Source organism: Streptomyces sp. Ag109_O5-10 (genome assembly GCF_900105755.1).
Lineage (GTDB): Bacteria > Actinomycetota > Actinomycetes > Streptomycetales > Streptomycetaceae > Streptomyces.
Map to the genome: position 1 here is coordinate 8,400,158 of NZ_FNTQ01000001.1, position 16,503 is coordinate 8,416,660.

Here is a 16,503-nt window from a genome sequence, read left to right on the forward strand (position 1 = left end):
CCGTTCAGGACGGGCCCTCGTACACCGCCTTGCTCCGCATCAGGAAGTCGGAGAGATAGCTGTCGTGGGGGACGCCCGGCGACATCCAGTGGGTCGGCTGATCGCCGAAGTACACGTTGGCGATGCTGGGTTCCGCGACCAGGGCATCCCATAGGTCCCGGTCCCGGGTCAGTGCCGACAGCACCAGCGTGTTGCGCAGCGGCGCCACGCCGTCCGCGCGGGTCCAGGGGGCGATCCACACGCAGGGGAAGGGCAGTTCGGTGCCCAGTTGAGGGGCGCGGGCGCTCGCGGTCTGGTGCACGGCGGGGCGCAGCACGGCGCTCCCGTCTCCGAGGTCGTCGGCGATCCCGTCGCTGCCGAGCCAGGCGTGCGTCCCGGCCGCCACCGTTTTCAGATACACGCTGAGGGCTCGCGCCCGCTCCTTCGGACACACCGGCAGACGGGCCCTCTCGTCTTGCGGGGGAAGACTGGGCAGGACGGCCAGACGTGCCGCGAGGGCTTCGGCGAGCGGAGCCGGGTCGCCCTCGACGAGGATGGCGGTGGCGTTGACGCACGCGGTGCCGCTCTCGCCGGCGACGGACGCGACGAGGGCGTCCAGATGGTCACGCCAGTCGGTGTCCGCGGTGACGAGGATCTTCGACCGTCCCGGCCCCTGCGGCAGGATCCTCGCGTCGTGCGCGTACTTGGTCACCACGTCGTCGCCGCCGTAGACCACGGCCCGGTCCGCGCCGTGGACGAGCGTGTCGGCGGTCGCGTGGTCGGTGGGCAGCAGCATGAGCTGGTCGTCCCGGATTCCCGCCTGACGCAGTGCCGCGACGAGCCGGTAGGGGGTAAAGGGCTCGCGCCGGGACGGGCGCACGGCGACGCGGTAACCCAGCGCCAGTGCCTCCAGCCAGACACGGTGTACGCCGGGATGGTTGCCGGACGCGTTGACGGCGAACACGTCGCCTTGACGCGCCCACACCGTGTGCGTCTCATGCAGGACGGGGTCGCTGAGGTCGCGGGCGGCGCCGCGCGGCCTTCCACGGTCGGCGGACGAGGCGGCGTGTCGGACGAAGTGCGCCGTGCCCCGGGTCGCGGCGCGGACCACGGCGAGCGGTGTGCCCGAGGTCCGGCTGACGTGACGTTCGTATTCCCGGACGCTCAAGCCCCCCACGGTGCCCGCGGCGAAGGCCTCCCCGGCGGTGGCGAACACGGTCTCCAGGTCGGACGCGGCGATCGGGGGTGCTTGGCGCAGGGCGTCGATCGCCCGAGCCACGTACAGCGGGGGAACCAGACTCAGCCGCGCGATCGGTGCACCGGCCACGTCGGTCACCGTGCTCGGCACGCGTGTGCGGTAGGTGCCCCGCGGGCCCAGGGCGTCGAGGTGCAGCGGCTCGGTGGTCGGTACGGGGGCCATCAGTAGACTCCCTCGATGACCGTCTCACCCTCGAGCGCGGGAACCGGCGCGACGTCGGCGACGGCGTCCCCGGCGTGGCCGTCAGCCGGGCGGACCCGCAACGCGGTGTCCCGCTCCCTGTTGTTGGGGATCAGCATGGACTTGCTGACGTGGCTCACCACCACCTGTCCCCGCTCGCCCTCCGCCACCTGTTGCCCGGTGTCGGGATCCACGATGCTCAGGAAGACGTACGGCGAGACGGGGTCGAACACACACGGCTCCGACGCCGTGAGACCGACCCGCTCCAAAAGCGCGGTGAGCATCATGGTGTTGCCGTACATGCCGATCAGTGGCACGTCGGGAAACACCTCGGTCCGCAACAGGTCCCGGGTGTCGGGATCCATGTGGGTGCCACCCCAGATGATCGCCCGGGCTTTGCCGTTGACGGCCTCCACGAGGTCGCTGTCCCGGGCGAGGCGCTCCAGCATCGGGGTGGTGGCGGCTATGACACCGATGTCCTGGCCGAGCAGGATGCGCCGGCACTGGTCCACGAGATGGTCGGTGTAGGCGTCGACCTCGTCGCGACGGCCCGCGGCGAGGAGCTTCCTGACCCAGCGGGGATCCATGTCCACCCCCAGCCCGGGGCTGCCGAGACTTGCCGCGGCCCGTTGCAGCACATCGCCCACGAGGTGCGGGCCGGTCGGCGCCACGGTCAGCCACAGCGCGCCGACCGGCAGTGCGTGGTCCCGTAGCCGGCGGGTCACCTGCTCGCTGCCGTGCCGCGCCCAGTCGTCCATCTGCACGACCCGCTTTGGTGCCCCGGTCGTGCCGCCGCTTTCGAACACGTGCAGTGGTCGGGCCTGCGGACCGTAGCCGCGGGGGACGAGATCGGACACCTGCACATCGCGCAGCTCGTCCGTCAGATCGGGAAAGAGCGCCAGGTCCGCCACGCCTTTCACGTCGTGGCGGGGGTCGAAACCGAGCCGGTCGGCCCGTTCCAGCCAGTACCGGGACCCCGTCTCGGGACCGAAGTGCCACTGCATGGCCGCCCTGACGTAGTCGTCGGGGTCCACCCCGTCGAAGGGTCCGGCGTCCAGAACGGTGAATGAGCCGATCGGCATGGAACCGCCTTTCTCGAAGTCGCTGAGGGCGGACGCGTGAGAGCCGCGCGTCCCGGGCGGTCCCGCGGGCCCGACCCGCTCTCGCAGAGAAGACCGAGGGGTCCAGGCGTATGTGACAGCCCGCGGAAAAGCCGCAGCGCCCCTGGCACCGGCACACGTCACAACGGCCCGTGTCTCCCGGTCTGATGACTGGGCCGGAGCCGGCCGGCGGTGTACCGAGGGCGAGGGAGAGGGACATGCGACAGGGACTGCGGATCGTACGCGTCGACCAGGACGACGAGCCCCGTGTGGCCGCACTGCACCGCCGGTGCTCCGCCGCCGCCCGGTGGCACCGCTACCACCGGGCCATGGGCGACCCCGACACCTACCTGGGGCCGCTGCTGTCCCGGCCCCACTCGGTGCACCTGGCGGTACGGGACTCGCGAGAGCGGCTCGTCGCGATAGGGCATCTGCTGTCGGACGACGGTGATGCCGAGGCAGCGCTGCTGGTGGAGGACACCTGGCAGAACAGGGGGCTGGGCACCCGGCTCCTGGAAGAACTCGGCCGGTCCGCCGTCGTGTTGGGCGTACCCGAGGTCTACGGCGTCATCCACCCCGACGACGCCCGCATGGCGGCCGTGCTGCACCGCACCGGCGTTCCGCTGCGCACGGTCCTGGAGACGGGCAGTGCGACGACGGTCCGGGCCCGGACGCAGGACATCAGCCTCGCCCTCGCCTGTTCGTCAACGCGACGTAGGTGGTGGCGACGCGGCGCTGGAAGGCACCGTGTGTCGGGGTCGTCGGCACGCTCGTCGGCTCCCGAAGCCGGAGTTCAGCGGGTTCTTCGCTGCTCCTTCGAGGATGCGTCGCCTAGGTGTTGAACCCGCACAGTGCAATACGTGTGACAACATTGAATGAGATAGTGTTTCGACAGCCGTCCGACGGCGGGTGTTCCTCCCCGCGGCTCGATGCGGGCGGCTACGAGCGAGGGGATTGCCATGGCCGAGCTGTTCTATGACACCGACGCCGACCTGTCCATCATCCAGGGCCGCAAGGTCGCGGTCATCGGTTACGGGAGCCAGGGTCATGCCCACGCGCTGTCGCTGCGTGACTCGGGTGTGGACGTGCGCGTGGGGCTCCACGAGGGTTCCAAGTCCTGGGCGAAGGCCGAGGAGCAGGGCCTGCGTGTGGTAACGGTGACGGAAGCCGCTGCCGAGGCCGACGTGATCATGATCCTCGTCCCGGACCCGCTCCAGGGCGAGATCTACCAGCAGCACATCGCCCCGAACCTGAAGGACGGCGACGCGCTGTTCTTCGGGCATGGTTTCAACATCCGCTTCGGCTTCATCGAGCCGCCGGCGAACGTGGACGTATGCATGGTCGCCCCCAAGGGCCCGGGCCACCTGGTGCGTCGCCAGTACGAGGAGGGCCGCGGCGTTCCGTGCCTGGTGGCGGTCGAGCGGGACGCCACGGGAAGCGCCTTCCCGCTGGCCCTGTCGTACGCCAAGGGCATCGGTGGCACCCGTGCGGGTGTCATCAGGACGACCTTCACCGAGGAGACCGAGACCGACCTGTTCGGTGAGCAGGCCGTGCTCGCCGGTGGCGTGTCAGCCCTGGTCAAGGCGGGCTTCGAGACGCTGACCGAGGCGGGCTACCAGCCGGAGATCGCCTACTTCGAGTGCCTGCACGAGCTGAAGCTCATCGTCGACCTCATGTACGAGGGCGGACTGGAGAAGATGCGCTGGTCGATCTCCGAGACCGCCGAGTGGGGCGACTACGTCACCGGCCCGAGAATCATCAACGACGCCACCAAGACCGAGATGAAGAAGGTTCTCGCCGAGATCCAGGACGGCTCATTCGCCGGGAACTGGATGGACGAGTACCACGGCGGTCTGAAGAAGTACGCCGAGTACAAGCGGCAGGACTCCGAACTGCTGCTGGAAACCACCGGCAAGGAGCTACGCAAGCTGATGAGTTGGGTCAACGACGAGGAGCACGCGTGATCGTGCGGGCCGGCACGGAAGGGAACCGGTGACGGTTTCATGACGACACTGCATGTCACCCTGCTCGGCGGGCTCCGCGAGATAGCCGCCGTACCACTGCCCGCGGCGGAGGCCGCGCACGGCACACGGTCGCTGCGCCGCTTCGTCCTGGAACTCCACGTGCCGCCGGAACGGCAGCCCGCACTGGATGCCGAACTGCGGGCTGCCGCCGCGCCGGACGGCACGTACCTGCGAGGCACCGACGCGATCTGGCGCGTGGTGGAAGGCTGGACCGTCGTGGCCAGCGGCCCGCGGACCGGGATCCACCGGTACAGGGTGGAGATCGAGGAGGTTGAGGACACCGCGCAGGCCGACACCCGCACCGCGGGCGAGGGCGCGTCAGCCGATGCGGGCAACCTGCCCGCCGGCGAGAGCGCCGACGTCATGCAGCTCAGGCTGGCCGTCCTGGTACTGCCCGTCTCGGACATCGACCGGGCGAAGTCGTTCTACGAGGCCGTCGGGTTCCGACTGGATGCCGACCATGCCATCGACGCCTCCTATCGCGTGGTGCACATGACGCCCCCGGGATCGGCGTGCTCCATCCTGTTCGGGACCGGAGTCACCACGGCCGCCCCCGGCTCGGTGCGGGGCCTGCACCTCGTCGTCTCCGACATCGAGCAGGCCTGCCGGGAGCTCGCCACGAGGGGCGTGGTGACCGGCGGAATCTTCCATGACACGAGCGGTGTGTTCCACCGCAGCACCGATGAGAAGCGGGTCGAGGGACCCGACCCGCAGCGTCGTGACTATCACTCCTACGCCGAGTTCAGCGACCCGGACGGCAACGAATGGGTGCTTCAGGAGGTACCGGCGCGGGCCTGAGAGGCTCGTGCAGTGTTCAGTCGCGAGGGAGGGCGTCCTCCGGGGATCCGGAGCGACGCTCACCTGCGCCGTGTGTCGTCGCGGTGCCGCGCAGGGTCTGGAGGGACTCGGCGATCGACGCGATACGTGTGTTCACGACGTGAACGGCCTCACGGAGCTGGCGCAGCCGCCCCTCGAGAGCCGTCGCCTCGGCCGTGAGCGACGCCGCAACCGTGGCGGGGTCTGCCTGAAGATCAACGCCTTGGGACATCTTCCTGGTCCTCCTCGGATCGTGTCGGACACCAATCCCCGTACTGACCGGACACGGGGCGCGCTTGTGACAGCCGGAGACGTCGTACCCGCAGGACGGGTGGCCCGGGGCGTGGCCGCGGCTGACACGTCCTGGGTTCAGCAGGCTTCCAGGGCGAAATCGCCCAGGAGGTGGTGTCGTATTCGCCGCACCTCGGCGCGGTCGGGTTCCACGGGCCCCTGGCCGCAGGCGTCCCGCTCGGAGGCGCTGTGGGCCCGGCGCACCGCTGCGCACAGGGCTTCGGCGCTGTCCGGCGCCTCGCGGACGACGTAGTACAGCCAGACGATCCGGGAGTCGTCCGACCGGCACGGCAGCCCGACCAACCAGATGCGGGAGTCTGAGTCTCTGGGTGTGCTGAACATGAGGTCTCATCTCCGTTCTCTGCCGACGGCGATGGCGGCAAAGGTGGGTGGGGCTCCGCGAGGAGTTCCGCCCTTTCTTCATTGACTGGACAGCGCCCCGGTTCGTGACAGCGAATCGGCCTGTTGCCGCTGTCCCTCTCAACTGCTGTGGCGCGGCTCGTGGATGGAGATCTTGGTGTCACAGATACGTGTGTGCCCCTGTCTCATGAGCGAACAGATCGGGCCAGGCAGGAGAAAAAGGGCGTGCGTTCCGCGAGCCGCCGACACTCGTGCGTGGAGCCGCCATCGCCACTCGCCGCACGAAAGACCACACATGAGCATCCCCATTCCGCGGCCGGACGTTCCGGCCGTCGATCGCTGTGGAGGACATCGGGCTCTCGAGGCCCGTCCCCGTGGGGGCTCCTCCTTCTGCCGCGACCTCCGCGTGGTTCTGCTGTCCCAGGACGAACAGGACGCGGTCCACGTCCGGCGGCTGCTTCCGGACCGGCTGGCCGATGCGCTGGTCTGCCACACGAGCGTCGAGGAAGTATGCCGCACGTCCGGCGCCCACGGCCCGCTGTGCGTCCTGGTGGGCAGCACACCGGCCGGACGGACCTCGGCCGACGTCGTCACCCTGGTACGCCGCCACGCCCCCGACGCGGCCGTGCTCGTTCTCGAGGGCACGCACGCGTCGCACGCCTTCCGCCCTGTCGCCGGCTCGACGCAGGGCTGGGCCGATCACCGCCGCAGCGCTCCCGACGAGTTCAGCCGGAAGATCTGGGCGGCGCCGCAACGTGCCGTCGCGGGGCGCACCGTGGCAGGCGAGGAGATAGCGCGGGACAACGCCCTGCTGGAACGGGGCCTGTTGCCCGACCTGACGCTGCGGGCAGACGGCTTCACGACCGCCTTCCACTACGCGCCGGGTCGGGCGCACACTTTGCTGGGCGGTGACTTCTGCGATGTGGTGCGCGGCGACGACGGCAGCGCCCACGTGGTCATGGGCGATGTGTCCGGGCACGGTGCCGCCGCGGCCGCCCTCGGTGTCCACCTGCGCCTGGCATGGCGCACGGCCGTGCTGTGCGGGCAGAGCCAGCTGGAACAACTCCATCTGCTCGAACGCATCCTGACCGCGGAACGAGCGGAGGAGGAGACCTACGCGACCGTGGTGTCCCTGGTCCTGTCGCCCCACCGCCGCACCCTGCGGACGGTCACCGCCGGCCATCCGGGCTATCTGCACCGGCACGGAGGAGAGGTCCGTTGGGTGGAGCCGCCGCCAGGTCTCCCGCTGGGACTCTTCCCCGGGCAAGGGGACTGGCGGGAGAGCGAGACGGCGATGTCGGACGGGGACGGCATCGTGCTGTTCACCGACGGACTCTACGAAGGTCGTACGGCCGGCGGACGGCTCGGGGAGGAGGGCTTGCTGAGGCTGGCCGGTCGGCTCGCGCATCTGGAGGCGCAGACGTTCGTCGATGCCTTGGTAGGCGGCGTATCGCTGCTGGCCGCCCCGTTCGGCGGGCTTCGGGACGATGTGGCGGTGCTTCATCTGTCCTGCGGCGGAGGGGGCGGGGTTTGATGTTCTGCCGACCCGCAGGACCGGCCCGGCCTACGGACGAAGCCGGTTCCCGCCGGGGAGGGGGCGGGAACCGGCTGGCACATGCGCCCCGGCCGGGGGATCTGGGCTCTCGACCTAGTGCCGCGGCAGGCAACGTTTGCCCGTCAAGGAGCGGCGTCCGGTGCGTGCTCTCGGCGTGCCGGCCGGAAGTCCTCGTACTGGATGTACTTGGGCTTTCGGCTGGTGCGGCGAGAGTGCGTGCCGGGCGTCGTGACGGGGCGAACGTTGCCTGTTGCGGCACTAGTAGGGCTTGGTCAGGTTCGTATTGGGGTGGGTATGTCGTGGTGGCAGGTGGGGCAGGCGCCGGTCCAGAGGGCGAGGAGTGTTTGCAGCTCGCGGACGGTCTGGTAGAGGCTCAGTCCTGCGCCGTGTCTTTTGGGTCTCGTGCCAGCCGTTGGAGTGTGCAGAAGGCGTGGGCGGCGGAGACGAGGGTGACGTGGTGGTGCCAGCCGTTCCAGGTGCGGCCCTCGAAGTGGGCCAGTCCCAGGGCTTGTTTCATCTCGCGGTAGTCGTGCTCGATGCGCCAGCGGAGCTTGGCCAGCCGCACCAGGGTGGCCAAAGGCATGCCGGAGGGCAGGCTGGACAGCCAGAACTGCACCGGTTCGCTCTCGTCGGCTGGCCATTCGGCAAGCAGCCAGCGCTCGGGCAGTTCCGGTTCGTCGGCCGGCTTGCGGATGCCGCGTCCGGCGGGACGGATGCGCAGGGCGACGAACCGCGAGTACATGCGCCTGAAGCCGCTTCGGCTGTTGCCCGGCCGGGATCCCTCTCGCCAGGACACCGGCCGAGCGGCCGTCCGGCCGGCCGCGATGACCAGGTCCTTCACGCTCTGCGGCGGGTCGGGGTACTGCATCTTCGACGGCCGGCCGGTGCCCGCGTAGGCGGGCTGGACGGGCCGGGCATCGGCAGGGTGAGCGGTGTGGCGGCCGGAGATGCCCACCGCATAGGGCAGATTGCGTTCTTCCAGGCCGCTGCGGAAGGCGGCGGCGTCGCCGTATCCGGCGTCCGCGACGACGAGGGGAACGTCGATGCCCCACGACCGTGCTTCGTCGATCATGTCCAGGGCCAGCTGCCACTTCTCCACGTGTCCCGTCTGGGCGGGGATGCCGCAGCGGGTGCGGCGGGCGACCTTGGCCGCATCTGCCTCGGGCGAGGCCGGGTCCCAGCCGGCCGGCATGAACAGCCGCCAGTCGATCGCGGCCGAGGCACGGTCGGTGGCCAGGTGCAGCGACACTCCCACCTGGCAGTTGGTGACCTTGCCCGCGGTTCCGGTGTACTGCCGGGACACGCACGCCGAGGCGTCCCCGTCCTTGAGGAACCCGGTGTCGTCGACGATCAGCGCTTCCGGCCGGATCGCGTCCTGCATCTTCCAGGCCAGGCGGGCCTGCACGTGCGCCGGATTCCACGGGCTGGTCGTCACGAAGTGGGCCAGTGCCTGCCGGTTGCCGTCCTCGCCGAGGCGGGCCGCCATCGGCTCCACCGACTTGCGCCGACCGTTCAGCAACAGTCCCCGCACATAAACCTGTCCCCATCGCCGCTGGTCAGCACGGAAGAAGCCGTCGAACAACTCCGCCGTGAACGCCTCCAGGGCCTCCCGGACCCCGACCATCTCCTCAGGTGTCACACCACCTCAACGACACCCACCGACCAACGGACACGCCATCCACAAATGAACCTGACCAAGCCCTACTAGTCGAGAACCCGGTGATGGGCGAAGCGCGACACCAGCGGCGGCTCCATCAGCCAGCCGTGAGCCCGGCCGTGCCGTGCGTGAGAGGTGCCGGCGGTTTCGCGCAGCAGGGCGAAGGCCATCACCGCTCCGATGGCCAGCAGACCCGCGCACAGGGGCATGGCCCGGTTGAACGCCGTGTCGAAGGAGCCGGGGGAGCGGTAGGCGTCCGGGCTCATGCCGACCAGCAGCGGCAGCGCGGCCACGGAGACCAGCCCGGCCGCGCGTGCGGCCGCGTTGTTGATTCCGCTGGCCAGGCCCGCGTCGGCGGCCTCGACCGAGGCCAGCAGCGTCACGCTCAGCGGAGCGACCATGATGACCATGCCCGTCCCCATCACGAGCAGGGCGGGCAGAACGTCGGCGTAGTAGGAGGCGTGCGTGCCCACCCGCGCCGTCATCATCATGCCCGCCCCGCACACCACAGGGCCGACGGTGAGCGGGATGCGCGGTCCCAGGCGTTGGGCGAGCGTCCCGGAGCGGGCGGAGAACAGCAGCATCAGTACCGTGCTCGGCAACATGGCAGCGCCCGCCGCCAGTGCCGAGTAGCCGGCGACGATCTGCAGTTGCAGGGCGGTCAGGAAGAAGAACCCGCCCAGCCCGGCGTAGACGCACAGGGTGATCAGGTTGATGGCCGTGAACGGCCGCGACGAGAAGATCGACAGGGGCATCATCGGGTCGCTGCTGCGCCGCTCCACCAGCAGGAACGCGGCCCCGGCCGCGATGCTGCCCGCGGCCGCGGCAAGGGCGACGGGCCCGCCGGAACGGGCTTCGGTCAGCGCGTAGGTGGCCAGAGCGAGCGTCAGCGCGCCCAGCGCCGCACCGGCGAGGTCGAACCCCCGCCGGGACGGGATGTGGTTACCGGCCGGGACGGTGGGCTGCTGAGGCCTGCCGACGGACTCCGGGACGTGGCGCATTGCCAGGGGCACGCACAGCAGCGCCGGGGGGATCGTCAGCAGAAAGGTCCAGCGCCAGCCGGGGCCGTCGACGAGCCATCCGCCGAGAAACGGCCCGAGTGCCGCCCCGATGCCGCCGAACCCGGACCACAGGCCGATGGCGCGCGGCCGGTCGTCCGGGTGGAAGGAGGCTTCGATGATCGCCAGTGAGCCGGGGGTGAGGAGCGCGCCGCCGACGCCCTGGAGCGCGCGGGCGGCGATGAGCGCGGTCGTGTCGGGAGCCAGTCCGCACAGCAGGGACGCCGCAGCGAACCAGATGATGCCCAGGACGAAGATCCGGCGCCGGCCGAAGCGGTCGCCCAGGGATCCGCCCAGCAGGATGAGTCCCGCCAGGGTCAGCATGTAGGCGTTCACGGTCCACTGGAGTGCGGTGAGGTCGGCGTCGAAGTCGTCGCCGATGTGCGGCAGCGCGACGTTGGTGACGGTCGAGCCGAGCAGCACCACGCTGGAGCCGAGGACGGTGGCCAGAAGGGTCCATCGGCCACGGGCGCTGGCGATGCGCAGGAAGGCCGGGTCGCTCGGGGCGGGGGAGGGGTGCATGTCGTCTCCTTGGGACAGTGGGCCAGGAGGCGGCCGGTACGTTCGTGCCGGGCAGCGGGTGCGGCGGGTCGGTCTTCTCGTCTACGCACGGGTGCACCGGGTGGCGCGTCACGTATGCCCGGGGTGCGGTGGTTCGTGCGTGGTCCTCCGCGTGGCACCCGGGGGGCTGCGGTACGCGGTGTGGCGTCGTGAGGACGCAGGGTGTCCGAGGGTCCGTTTCCCGCTCGGTGGGCCGGGGCGAGCGGGAGACGGACGGTGGGCGTCCGGCGGACCGGCGGGTCAGCCGAACATGCCGGGCCTGTAGCCGCCGGCGGGCTGCTGGTTGATGACGTTGATGCGGTTGTAGGCGTTGATGATCGCGATCAACGAGATCAGCGCGGCGAGCTGGTCCTCGTCGTAGTGCTTCGCGGCGTTGGCCCAGGCCTCGTCCGACACACCGCCCGCCGCGTCGGCGATGCGGGTGCCCTGTTCGGTGACCTCCAGCGCCGCGCGCTCGGCGTCGGTGAAGACGGTGGCTTCGCGCCAGGCGGCGACCAGGTGCAGCCGCTGCTGGTCCTCGCCCGCGGCGGTGGCGTCCTTGGTGTGCATGTCGGTGCAGAAGCCGCAGCCGTTGATCTGGCTGGCCCGGATCTTCACCAGTTCCTGGGTGGCGACGGGAAGCGCCGAGTGCACAGCGGCTCCGGCCGAGTTGAGGTGCTTCATGACCTTGCCCGCGAGAGCGTTGCCGAAGTAGTCGATGCGCGCGTCCATGGAGGAATCCTGATAGTCGAGTGATCGGAGATGAACTGGCTTGAGGTTGCTGCGATTTCGGGGCCGTGGGCTCCCGGCTCGCCGTTACTGCTTGCTGCTCCAGTCGGCGAAGTGCGTCTCGCCGAGCTGTGCGTCGGGGCCGGGCAGCAGGTCGGACTCCTTGAGGGCGGCGCCCCAGTAGAGACCCTTCGGGTCCGTCACGACCGTGCGGGGGTCGTTGTGGGCCGTGAGGGCCTTGCGGATGAAGTCCTCCAGGGTGAAGGTGTCGGGGCCGGCGACCTCGACGATTCCGTTGACCGGAGTGCCGACCGCCGTGCGGCCGACGGCCGCGGCCACGTCGCCCGAGAAGATGGGCTGGATCTTGATGGGGGCGACGGACACCGTTTCACCGCTGGTCGCCGAGTCCGCGAGGGTCTTGGCGAACTCGAAGAACTGCGTGGCGTGGACGATCGAGTACGGCACTCCGGAGTCCCGGATCATGTCCTCCTGGACCTGCTTGGCCTGGAAGTAGCCGGACTGCTGGAGGCGGTCGGTGCCCACGACGGACAGAGCCACGTGGTGTGTGACGCCGGCGGCAGCCTCCGCGGCGAGCAGGTTGGTGGTGGAGGCGCGGAAGAACTCCATCACCGCGTCGTCGTCGAAGGAGGGGGAGTTGGAGACGTCGACGACGACGGAGGCGCCCTTCAGGACGTCGGCCAGGCCTTCTCCGGTGACCGCGTTGACTCCGGTGTTCGGGGAGGCTGCCACCGCCTCATGACCGTGTTCGTCGAGCTTGGAGACGACCTTGGAACCGATGAGTCCGGTTCCGCCGATCACTACGACCTTCATGGACTTTCCCTTCACTGATCTCGCACGGTGCCGGGCGGGTCTGCGGCGACCTAGTGCCGCGGCAGGCAACGTTTGCCCGTCAAGGAGCGGCGTCCGGTGCGTGCTCTCGGCGTGCCGGCCGGAAGTCCTCGTACTGGATGTACTTGGGCTTTCGGCCGGTGCGGCGAGAGTGCGTGCCGGGCGTCGTGACGGGGCGAACGTTGCCTGTTGCGGCACTAGTCCACGGCACCGGCCGCGTGGCTCGTACCCTCCTGACCGGGCGAGCCCGGCATCTGTGACAGGGCGGCGCACAAAGATTTCGCGCCGCGGTCGATCGCCCTCACACAGCGGGTCCGGCATCGTCGGACGCGTCGCGTCACGGCTCGGTGATTCCGGTCGGGGCGGGCCACAGGGGTGTGCGGCGCACGCCGGTCCTCGCGGACCACACCGTGGCGTCCGGCAGGACGGGCGCGGCGCCGGGGCGCTCGGACCGGTGGTGGCAGTCCCGGGGCCGGAGCCGCTCCCGAGCACACTGGATGGTCGCCCGGGGGCGCGCGGGTCTGAGGTCGCAGGCGTGCGCCAGGTCCGAGAAGCCGCCGATGTCGATGTGCACGGCGATGTCCGCCGTCCGGGCCTCGACAGCGGCTCTGCCGCGACGTCTCAGCCGAGTGCCGCTCCCCGGTGTCGCCAAGGCGGGCAGGGGCGGGCGCCCACTCGGCATCGTCCCGCGCCGCGCCGGCCTGGGCGTCTTCGCGGGCCTGCTGGGTGACCACGACGACCGCACACCGGCCTCGGCGACTTCGACGGCCGCTCGGAGGCCTGACGCACCGGTTCCCACCACTGGGACGGACGTGGTGAGCTGGTGTCCGAGCGAAGACATGGGTCCTCCTATGACAGCGCACGGACAGGATCATTGGTTGGGATGGACCGGACAGGGCCCCGATTTGTGACAACCTCAGCGTGTTTCCGGGCGTGGAAGTAGTCACACCGTTTGTCCGCACCGCGGGGGAGGGGCCGCGGGTACCGTGACAAGGATTCTTCCGAACACCGCTGTGGGAGCACTGTTCTCCCCGGATCCCGCCGAGGAGCCGAGTCGCATGATCGCCAGCCCGCTTCCCGCTCTGGTCGGCCGGCAGCGTGAGTGCACGGCGCTCGACGACCTGCTGGCCGGCCTTCAGGCCGGCGGTTCCCGCGTCACGGTCGTCCGGGGCGAGGCGGGCATCGGCAAGTCGGTGCTGCTGGAGTACACGGCTGCGCGGGCTTCCCGGGTGCAGGTGACCTGGGCGCGCGGTGTCGAGGCCGACATGGAGCTCCCTTACGCGAGTCTGCACCAGGTGTGCGCGCCGTTCCTGGACGGTGTCGAAGAACTGCCGCAACCCCAACGTGACGCCCTGCGCGTGGCATTCGGGACGGCGGTCGGCGATCCGCCCGACCGTTTCCTGGTCGGCCTCGCCGTTCTGACCCTGCTCACCCGCGCCTCGGAGACCCGGCCGGTGCTGGTGCTGGTGGACGACGCCCAGTGGCTGGATCAAGTGTCGTTGCAGACACTTGAGTTCGTGGCCCGGCGACTTCTCGCGGAGCCGGTCGCCATGGTGTTCGCGGTGCGCGACCCCGAGGGGCAGTCCGCGCTCGCGGGCCTGCCGGCGCTGCAACTGGGGGGACTTGACGCCGCCTCGGCCGGGGAACTCCTGGAGGGAGCTGTGGGGGGACGGTTGGAGGAGCGGGTCCGGGACCGGTTCGTGGCCGAGACACACGGCAACCCGCTCGCACTGCTGGAATTCTCCCGCGGCCGCAGCGCCGCCGAACTGGCCTACGGCGTCGACGCGTCGAGTGCCCCGGTCGTCCAAGGGCCGGTGGCCAGCCGTGTCGAGCGTGATTTCGCCGCACGGCTCGGCGCGCTGCCGGCCGCGACCCGCACCCTGCTTCTGATCGCTGCGGCGGAACCGGTGGGCGACGTGCGCCTGTTGATCCGCGCGGCCGCTTCCCTCGGCATCACTCCGGACGCCGCACCGGCCAAGGCGGCCGGCCTGATCGAGTTCGGCGAGCCCGTACGGTTCCGGCACCCGCTGGTCCGTTCGGCGGTCTACCACGGAGCCGAGCCGGAGGATCGACGTGCGGTGCACCGGGCCCTGGCCGAGGCCACGGACCCCCTCCTGGACCCTGACCGGCGCGCCTGGCACGCCGCGCAGGCGGCCGACGGGCCGGACGAGGAGGTCGCCGCGGGACTGGAGCAGGCCGCCGACCGTGCCCGGCAGCGCGGGGGCATCGCGGCCGAGGCGGTTCTGCTGGAACGCGCGGTGGAGGTGACGCCCGATCCCTGGCCGCGCGGGCGCCGGGCCCTTGCGGCGGCCGAGGCGCACTTCTCGGCCGCCGCGCCCGAACGGGCCACGGAATTGGCCGCGGTGGCCGACCTGTATCCCCTCAGCGTCCTGGACCGGGCCCGCCTGGCACGTCTGCGGGCCAGAATCCTGTTCGCCCGCAGCCGCAGCGACGAGGCGGCACCACTGCTCCTGGACGCGGCGGCACAGTTCACCGCGGCCGGATCTCCCCTGGCGCGGGAGACGTACCTGGAGGCGATCAGCGCGACCATCTTCGCCGGCCGGGTCCATGGTCCGACAGGCGCCCGCGCCGCGGCGATAGCGGCCCGCGCGTCCGGGGCGCCCTCCTCGGGATCCAGGGCCGCGGACGCTCTCCTGGACGGTGTGGCGGCCCTGCTCGCGGACGGCCCGGAGACGGCCGTCCCGGCCCTGCGCGAGGCACTCGACCTGCTCGAGCACGAAGAGCTCCACACCCGGGAGGCGACCGTACGGTGGCTGCTGCTGGCTCCCGTCGCGCTCGAGTCGTTCATCCACTGGGCCTGGGACCTGCATGCCTGGGACACACTCTCGACTCGCGCAGTGCGTCTGGCCCGCGACATCGGAGCACTCGGCAGCCTGCCGCCGGCTCTGATCTACGCGGGCGGGGTGCACATCCACTACGGCGACTTCGCCGAGGCCGACCGGATGATCGACGAAGCCGACGCGATCGCCACCGCGACCGGCCACGCCCCGCACAAGTACGCCGCGCTCGTCCTGGCCGCGTGGCGGGGTGAAGCGGATGTCGCCGCCGGCATCATCGAAGAAGCCAGAGAGCGCGCCGTGCAGCGGGGCGAAGTATCCCTGCTCGGTGCCATGGGCTACATCCAGGGCGTGCTCTTCAACGGACTGGCCCGCTACGAAGAGGCGATCGAAGCCGCCCGCACCGGTATCGAGCACGACGGGTTCAACTTCACCGGTCTGTCGCTGGTCGAACATGTGGAGGCCGCGACGCGTTGCGGTGAACTCGACCAGGCTCGGGCCTCGTTGGCCCGCCTCACCGAACTCACCCGCGCCACCGACTCCGGGTGGGCGCGGGGTGCGAGGGCTCGCAGTGAGGCGCTGCTGGCCGACGGTGAGGCGGCCGACCGCCTGTACCGCACGGCGATCCGGGAATTCGGCCGCGGCGGGGTTGTCGTCGAGGTGGCACGCACCCACCTGCTGTACGGCGAGTGGCTGCGGCGCGCACAGCGCCGCGCGCAGGCCCGCGAGCATCTCCGCACGGCCTACGACATGTTCGGCGCGATGCCGGCTCACGCGTTCGCCGAACGGGCCCGCCGTGAGCTGATCGCCACCGGCGAGCAGGTGACCGCGCGGGAGACCACACCGGAGAACGCTCTCACCCCGCAGGAGTCGCAGGTCGCGGCCCTCGCCGCCGACGGCATGACGAACGCGCGGATCGGCGCGGAGCTGTTCATCAGCCCCCATACCGTGGAATGGCACCTGCGGAAGGTCTACGTGAAGCTCGGCATCAGCTCCCGCCGAGCCCTTCCGGACGTCCTCGACATCGCACGGGCACGGTGAGTCAGAACCGACAGCCATCACGAACCCGCGGGGGCCGCGCGCCTATGGGTGACGGCATACAGCGCCTGGATCCGATGCGCTCGGTCCAGCCGCACGAGGGCGGTCACCGCCTCGCGCAGGCGAGGAACGAGGCAGGCCTCGCCCCACCTCGTGATGGGCGACGGGTGTGCACGAGGCGGGGCGTGGGTGATCCTCGCCGACCCGGCCGGACGTCGCTCGTGGACCGGAATTGCCGACGCGATGAGACGTCGTCGAACAGGAGTCGCCT

13 protein-coding genes are annotated in these 16,503 nt (G+C 70.6%); 5 read left to right on the forward strand and 8 right to left on the reverse strand.

Going from position 1 to position 16,503, the window contains the following annotated elements:
* Positions 1–4: 4 nt before the first annotated feature.
* Both BLW82_RS38285 and BLW82_RS38290 read right to left on the reverse strand, forming a co-directional pair.
* A complete protein-coding gene (locus BLW82_RS38285; protein WP_093506405.1) occupies positions 5–1,399 on the reverse strand; it encodes an aldehyde dehydrogenase family protein in 1,395 nt (464 codons plus the stop codon).
* A complete protein-coding gene (locus tag BLW82_RS38290) occupies positions 1,399–2,499 on the reverse strand; it encodes a phenylacetate--CoA ligase family protein (RefSeq protein WP_093506407.1) in 1,101 nt (366 codons plus the stop codon). Before BLW82_RS38290 ends, BLW82_RS38285 begins: the two co-directional genes overlap by 1 nt.
* Before the next feature lie 236 nt (positions 2,500–2,735).
* Between BLW82_RS38290 and BLW82_RS38295 the strand changes: the two genes are divergently transcribed.
* The 3 genes from BLW82_RS38295 to BLW82_RS38305 all read left to right on the forward strand — a co-directional run bounded on the left by BLW82_RS38295 (position 2,736) and on the right by BLW82_RS38305 (position 5,339).
* Positions 2,736–3,359, forward strand: coding sequence for a GNAT family N-acetyltransferase (locus BLW82_RS38295; protein ID WP_093506409.1), 624 nt, complete (start codon positions 2,736–2,738; stop codon positions 3,357–3,359).
* Positions 3,360–3,476: 117 nt separating this feature from the next.
* The gene (ilvC, locus tag BLW82_RS38300; protein ID WP_093506411.1) at positions 3,477–4,481 is read left to right on the forward strand and encodes a ketol-acid reductoisomerase; all 1,005 of its coding nucleotides are present in this window, start codon (positions 3,477–3,479) and stop codon (positions 4,479–4,481) included.
* Between the two features lie 423 nt (positions 4,482–4,904).
* Positions 4,905–5,339, forward strand: coding sequence for a VOC family protein (locus tag BLW82_RS38305; protein ID WP_093508493.1), 435 nt, complete (start codon positions 4,905–4,907; stop codon positions 5,337–5,339).
* Positions 5,340–5,726: 387 nt separating this feature from the next.
* Here BLW82_RS38305 and BLW82_RS38315 read toward each other — a convergent pair whose 3' ends face one another.
* On the reverse strand, positions 5,727–5,990 hold the full coding sequence (locus BLW82_RS38315; RefSeq protein ID WP_093506415.1) for a hypothetical protein: 264 nt from the start codon (positions 5,988–5,990) through the stop codon (positions 5,727–5,729).
* Between the two features lie 424 nt (positions 5,991–6,414).
* On the opposite strand from BLW82_RS38315, the gene BLW82_RS38320 reads away from it, so the two are divergent.
* On the forward strand, positions 6,415–7,542 hold the full coding sequence (locus tag BLW82_RS38320; RefSeq protein ID WP_177233202.1) for a PP2C family protein-serine/threonine phosphatase: 1,128 nt from the start codon (positions 6,415–6,417) through the stop codon (positions 7,540–7,542).
* A 394-nt stretch (positions 7,543–7,936) separates the two neighbouring features.
* Here the strand turns inward: BLW82_RS38320 and BLW82_RS38325 are convergent, their stop codons facing one another.
* The 5 genes from BLW82_RS38325 to BLW82_RS38345 form a co-directional block, all read right to left on the reverse strand.
* Positions 7,937–9,202 carry an IS701 family transposase gene (locus BLW82_RS38325; protein ID WP_371131302.1) on the reverse strand — a complete coding sequence of 422 codons (1,266 nt, stop codon included), beginning with the start codon at positions 9,200–9,202 and terminating at the stop codon, positions 7,937–7,939.
* 65 nt (positions 9,203–9,267) lie between these two features.
* The gene (locus BLW82_RS38330) at positions 9,268–10,800 is read right to left on the reverse strand and encodes an MFS transporter (RefSeq protein WP_093506419.1); all 1,533 of its coding nucleotides are present in this window, start codon (positions 10,798–10,800) and stop codon (positions 9,268–9,270) included.
* A gap of 279 nt (positions 10,801–11,079) precedes the next feature.
* Positions 11,080–11,550 carry a carboxymuconolactone decarboxylase family protein gene (locus BLW82_RS38335; protein WP_093506421.1) on the reverse strand — a complete coding sequence of 157 codons (471 nt, stop codon included), beginning with the start codon at positions 11,548–11,550 and terminating at the stop codon, positions 11,080–11,082.
* 84 nt (positions 11,551–11,634) lie between these two features.
* Positions 11,635–12,378, reverse strand: a complete 744-nt coding sequence (locus BLW82_RS38340) for an SDR family oxidoreductase (protein ID WP_093506423.1) — start codon at positions 12,376–12,378, stop codon at positions 11,635–11,637.
* A gap of 355 nt (positions 12,379–12,733) precedes the next feature.
* Positions 12,734–12,970, reverse strand: a complete 237-nt coding sequence (locus BLW82_RS38345) for a hypothetical protein (protein WP_093506425.1) — start codon at positions 12,968–12,970, stop codon at positions 12,734–12,736.
* Positions 12,971–13,454: 484 nt separating this feature from the next.
* On the opposite strand from BLW82_RS38345, the gene BLW82_RS38350 reads away from it, so the two are divergent.
* Positions 13,455–16,235 carry a helix-turn-helix transcriptional regulator gene (locus BLW82_RS38350; RefSeq protein WP_093506427.1) on the forward strand — a complete coding sequence of 927 codons (2,781 nt, stop codon included), beginning with the start codon at positions 13,455–13,457 and terminating at the stop codon, positions 16,233–16,235.
* Positions 16,236–16,503: the final 268 nt, after the last annotated feature.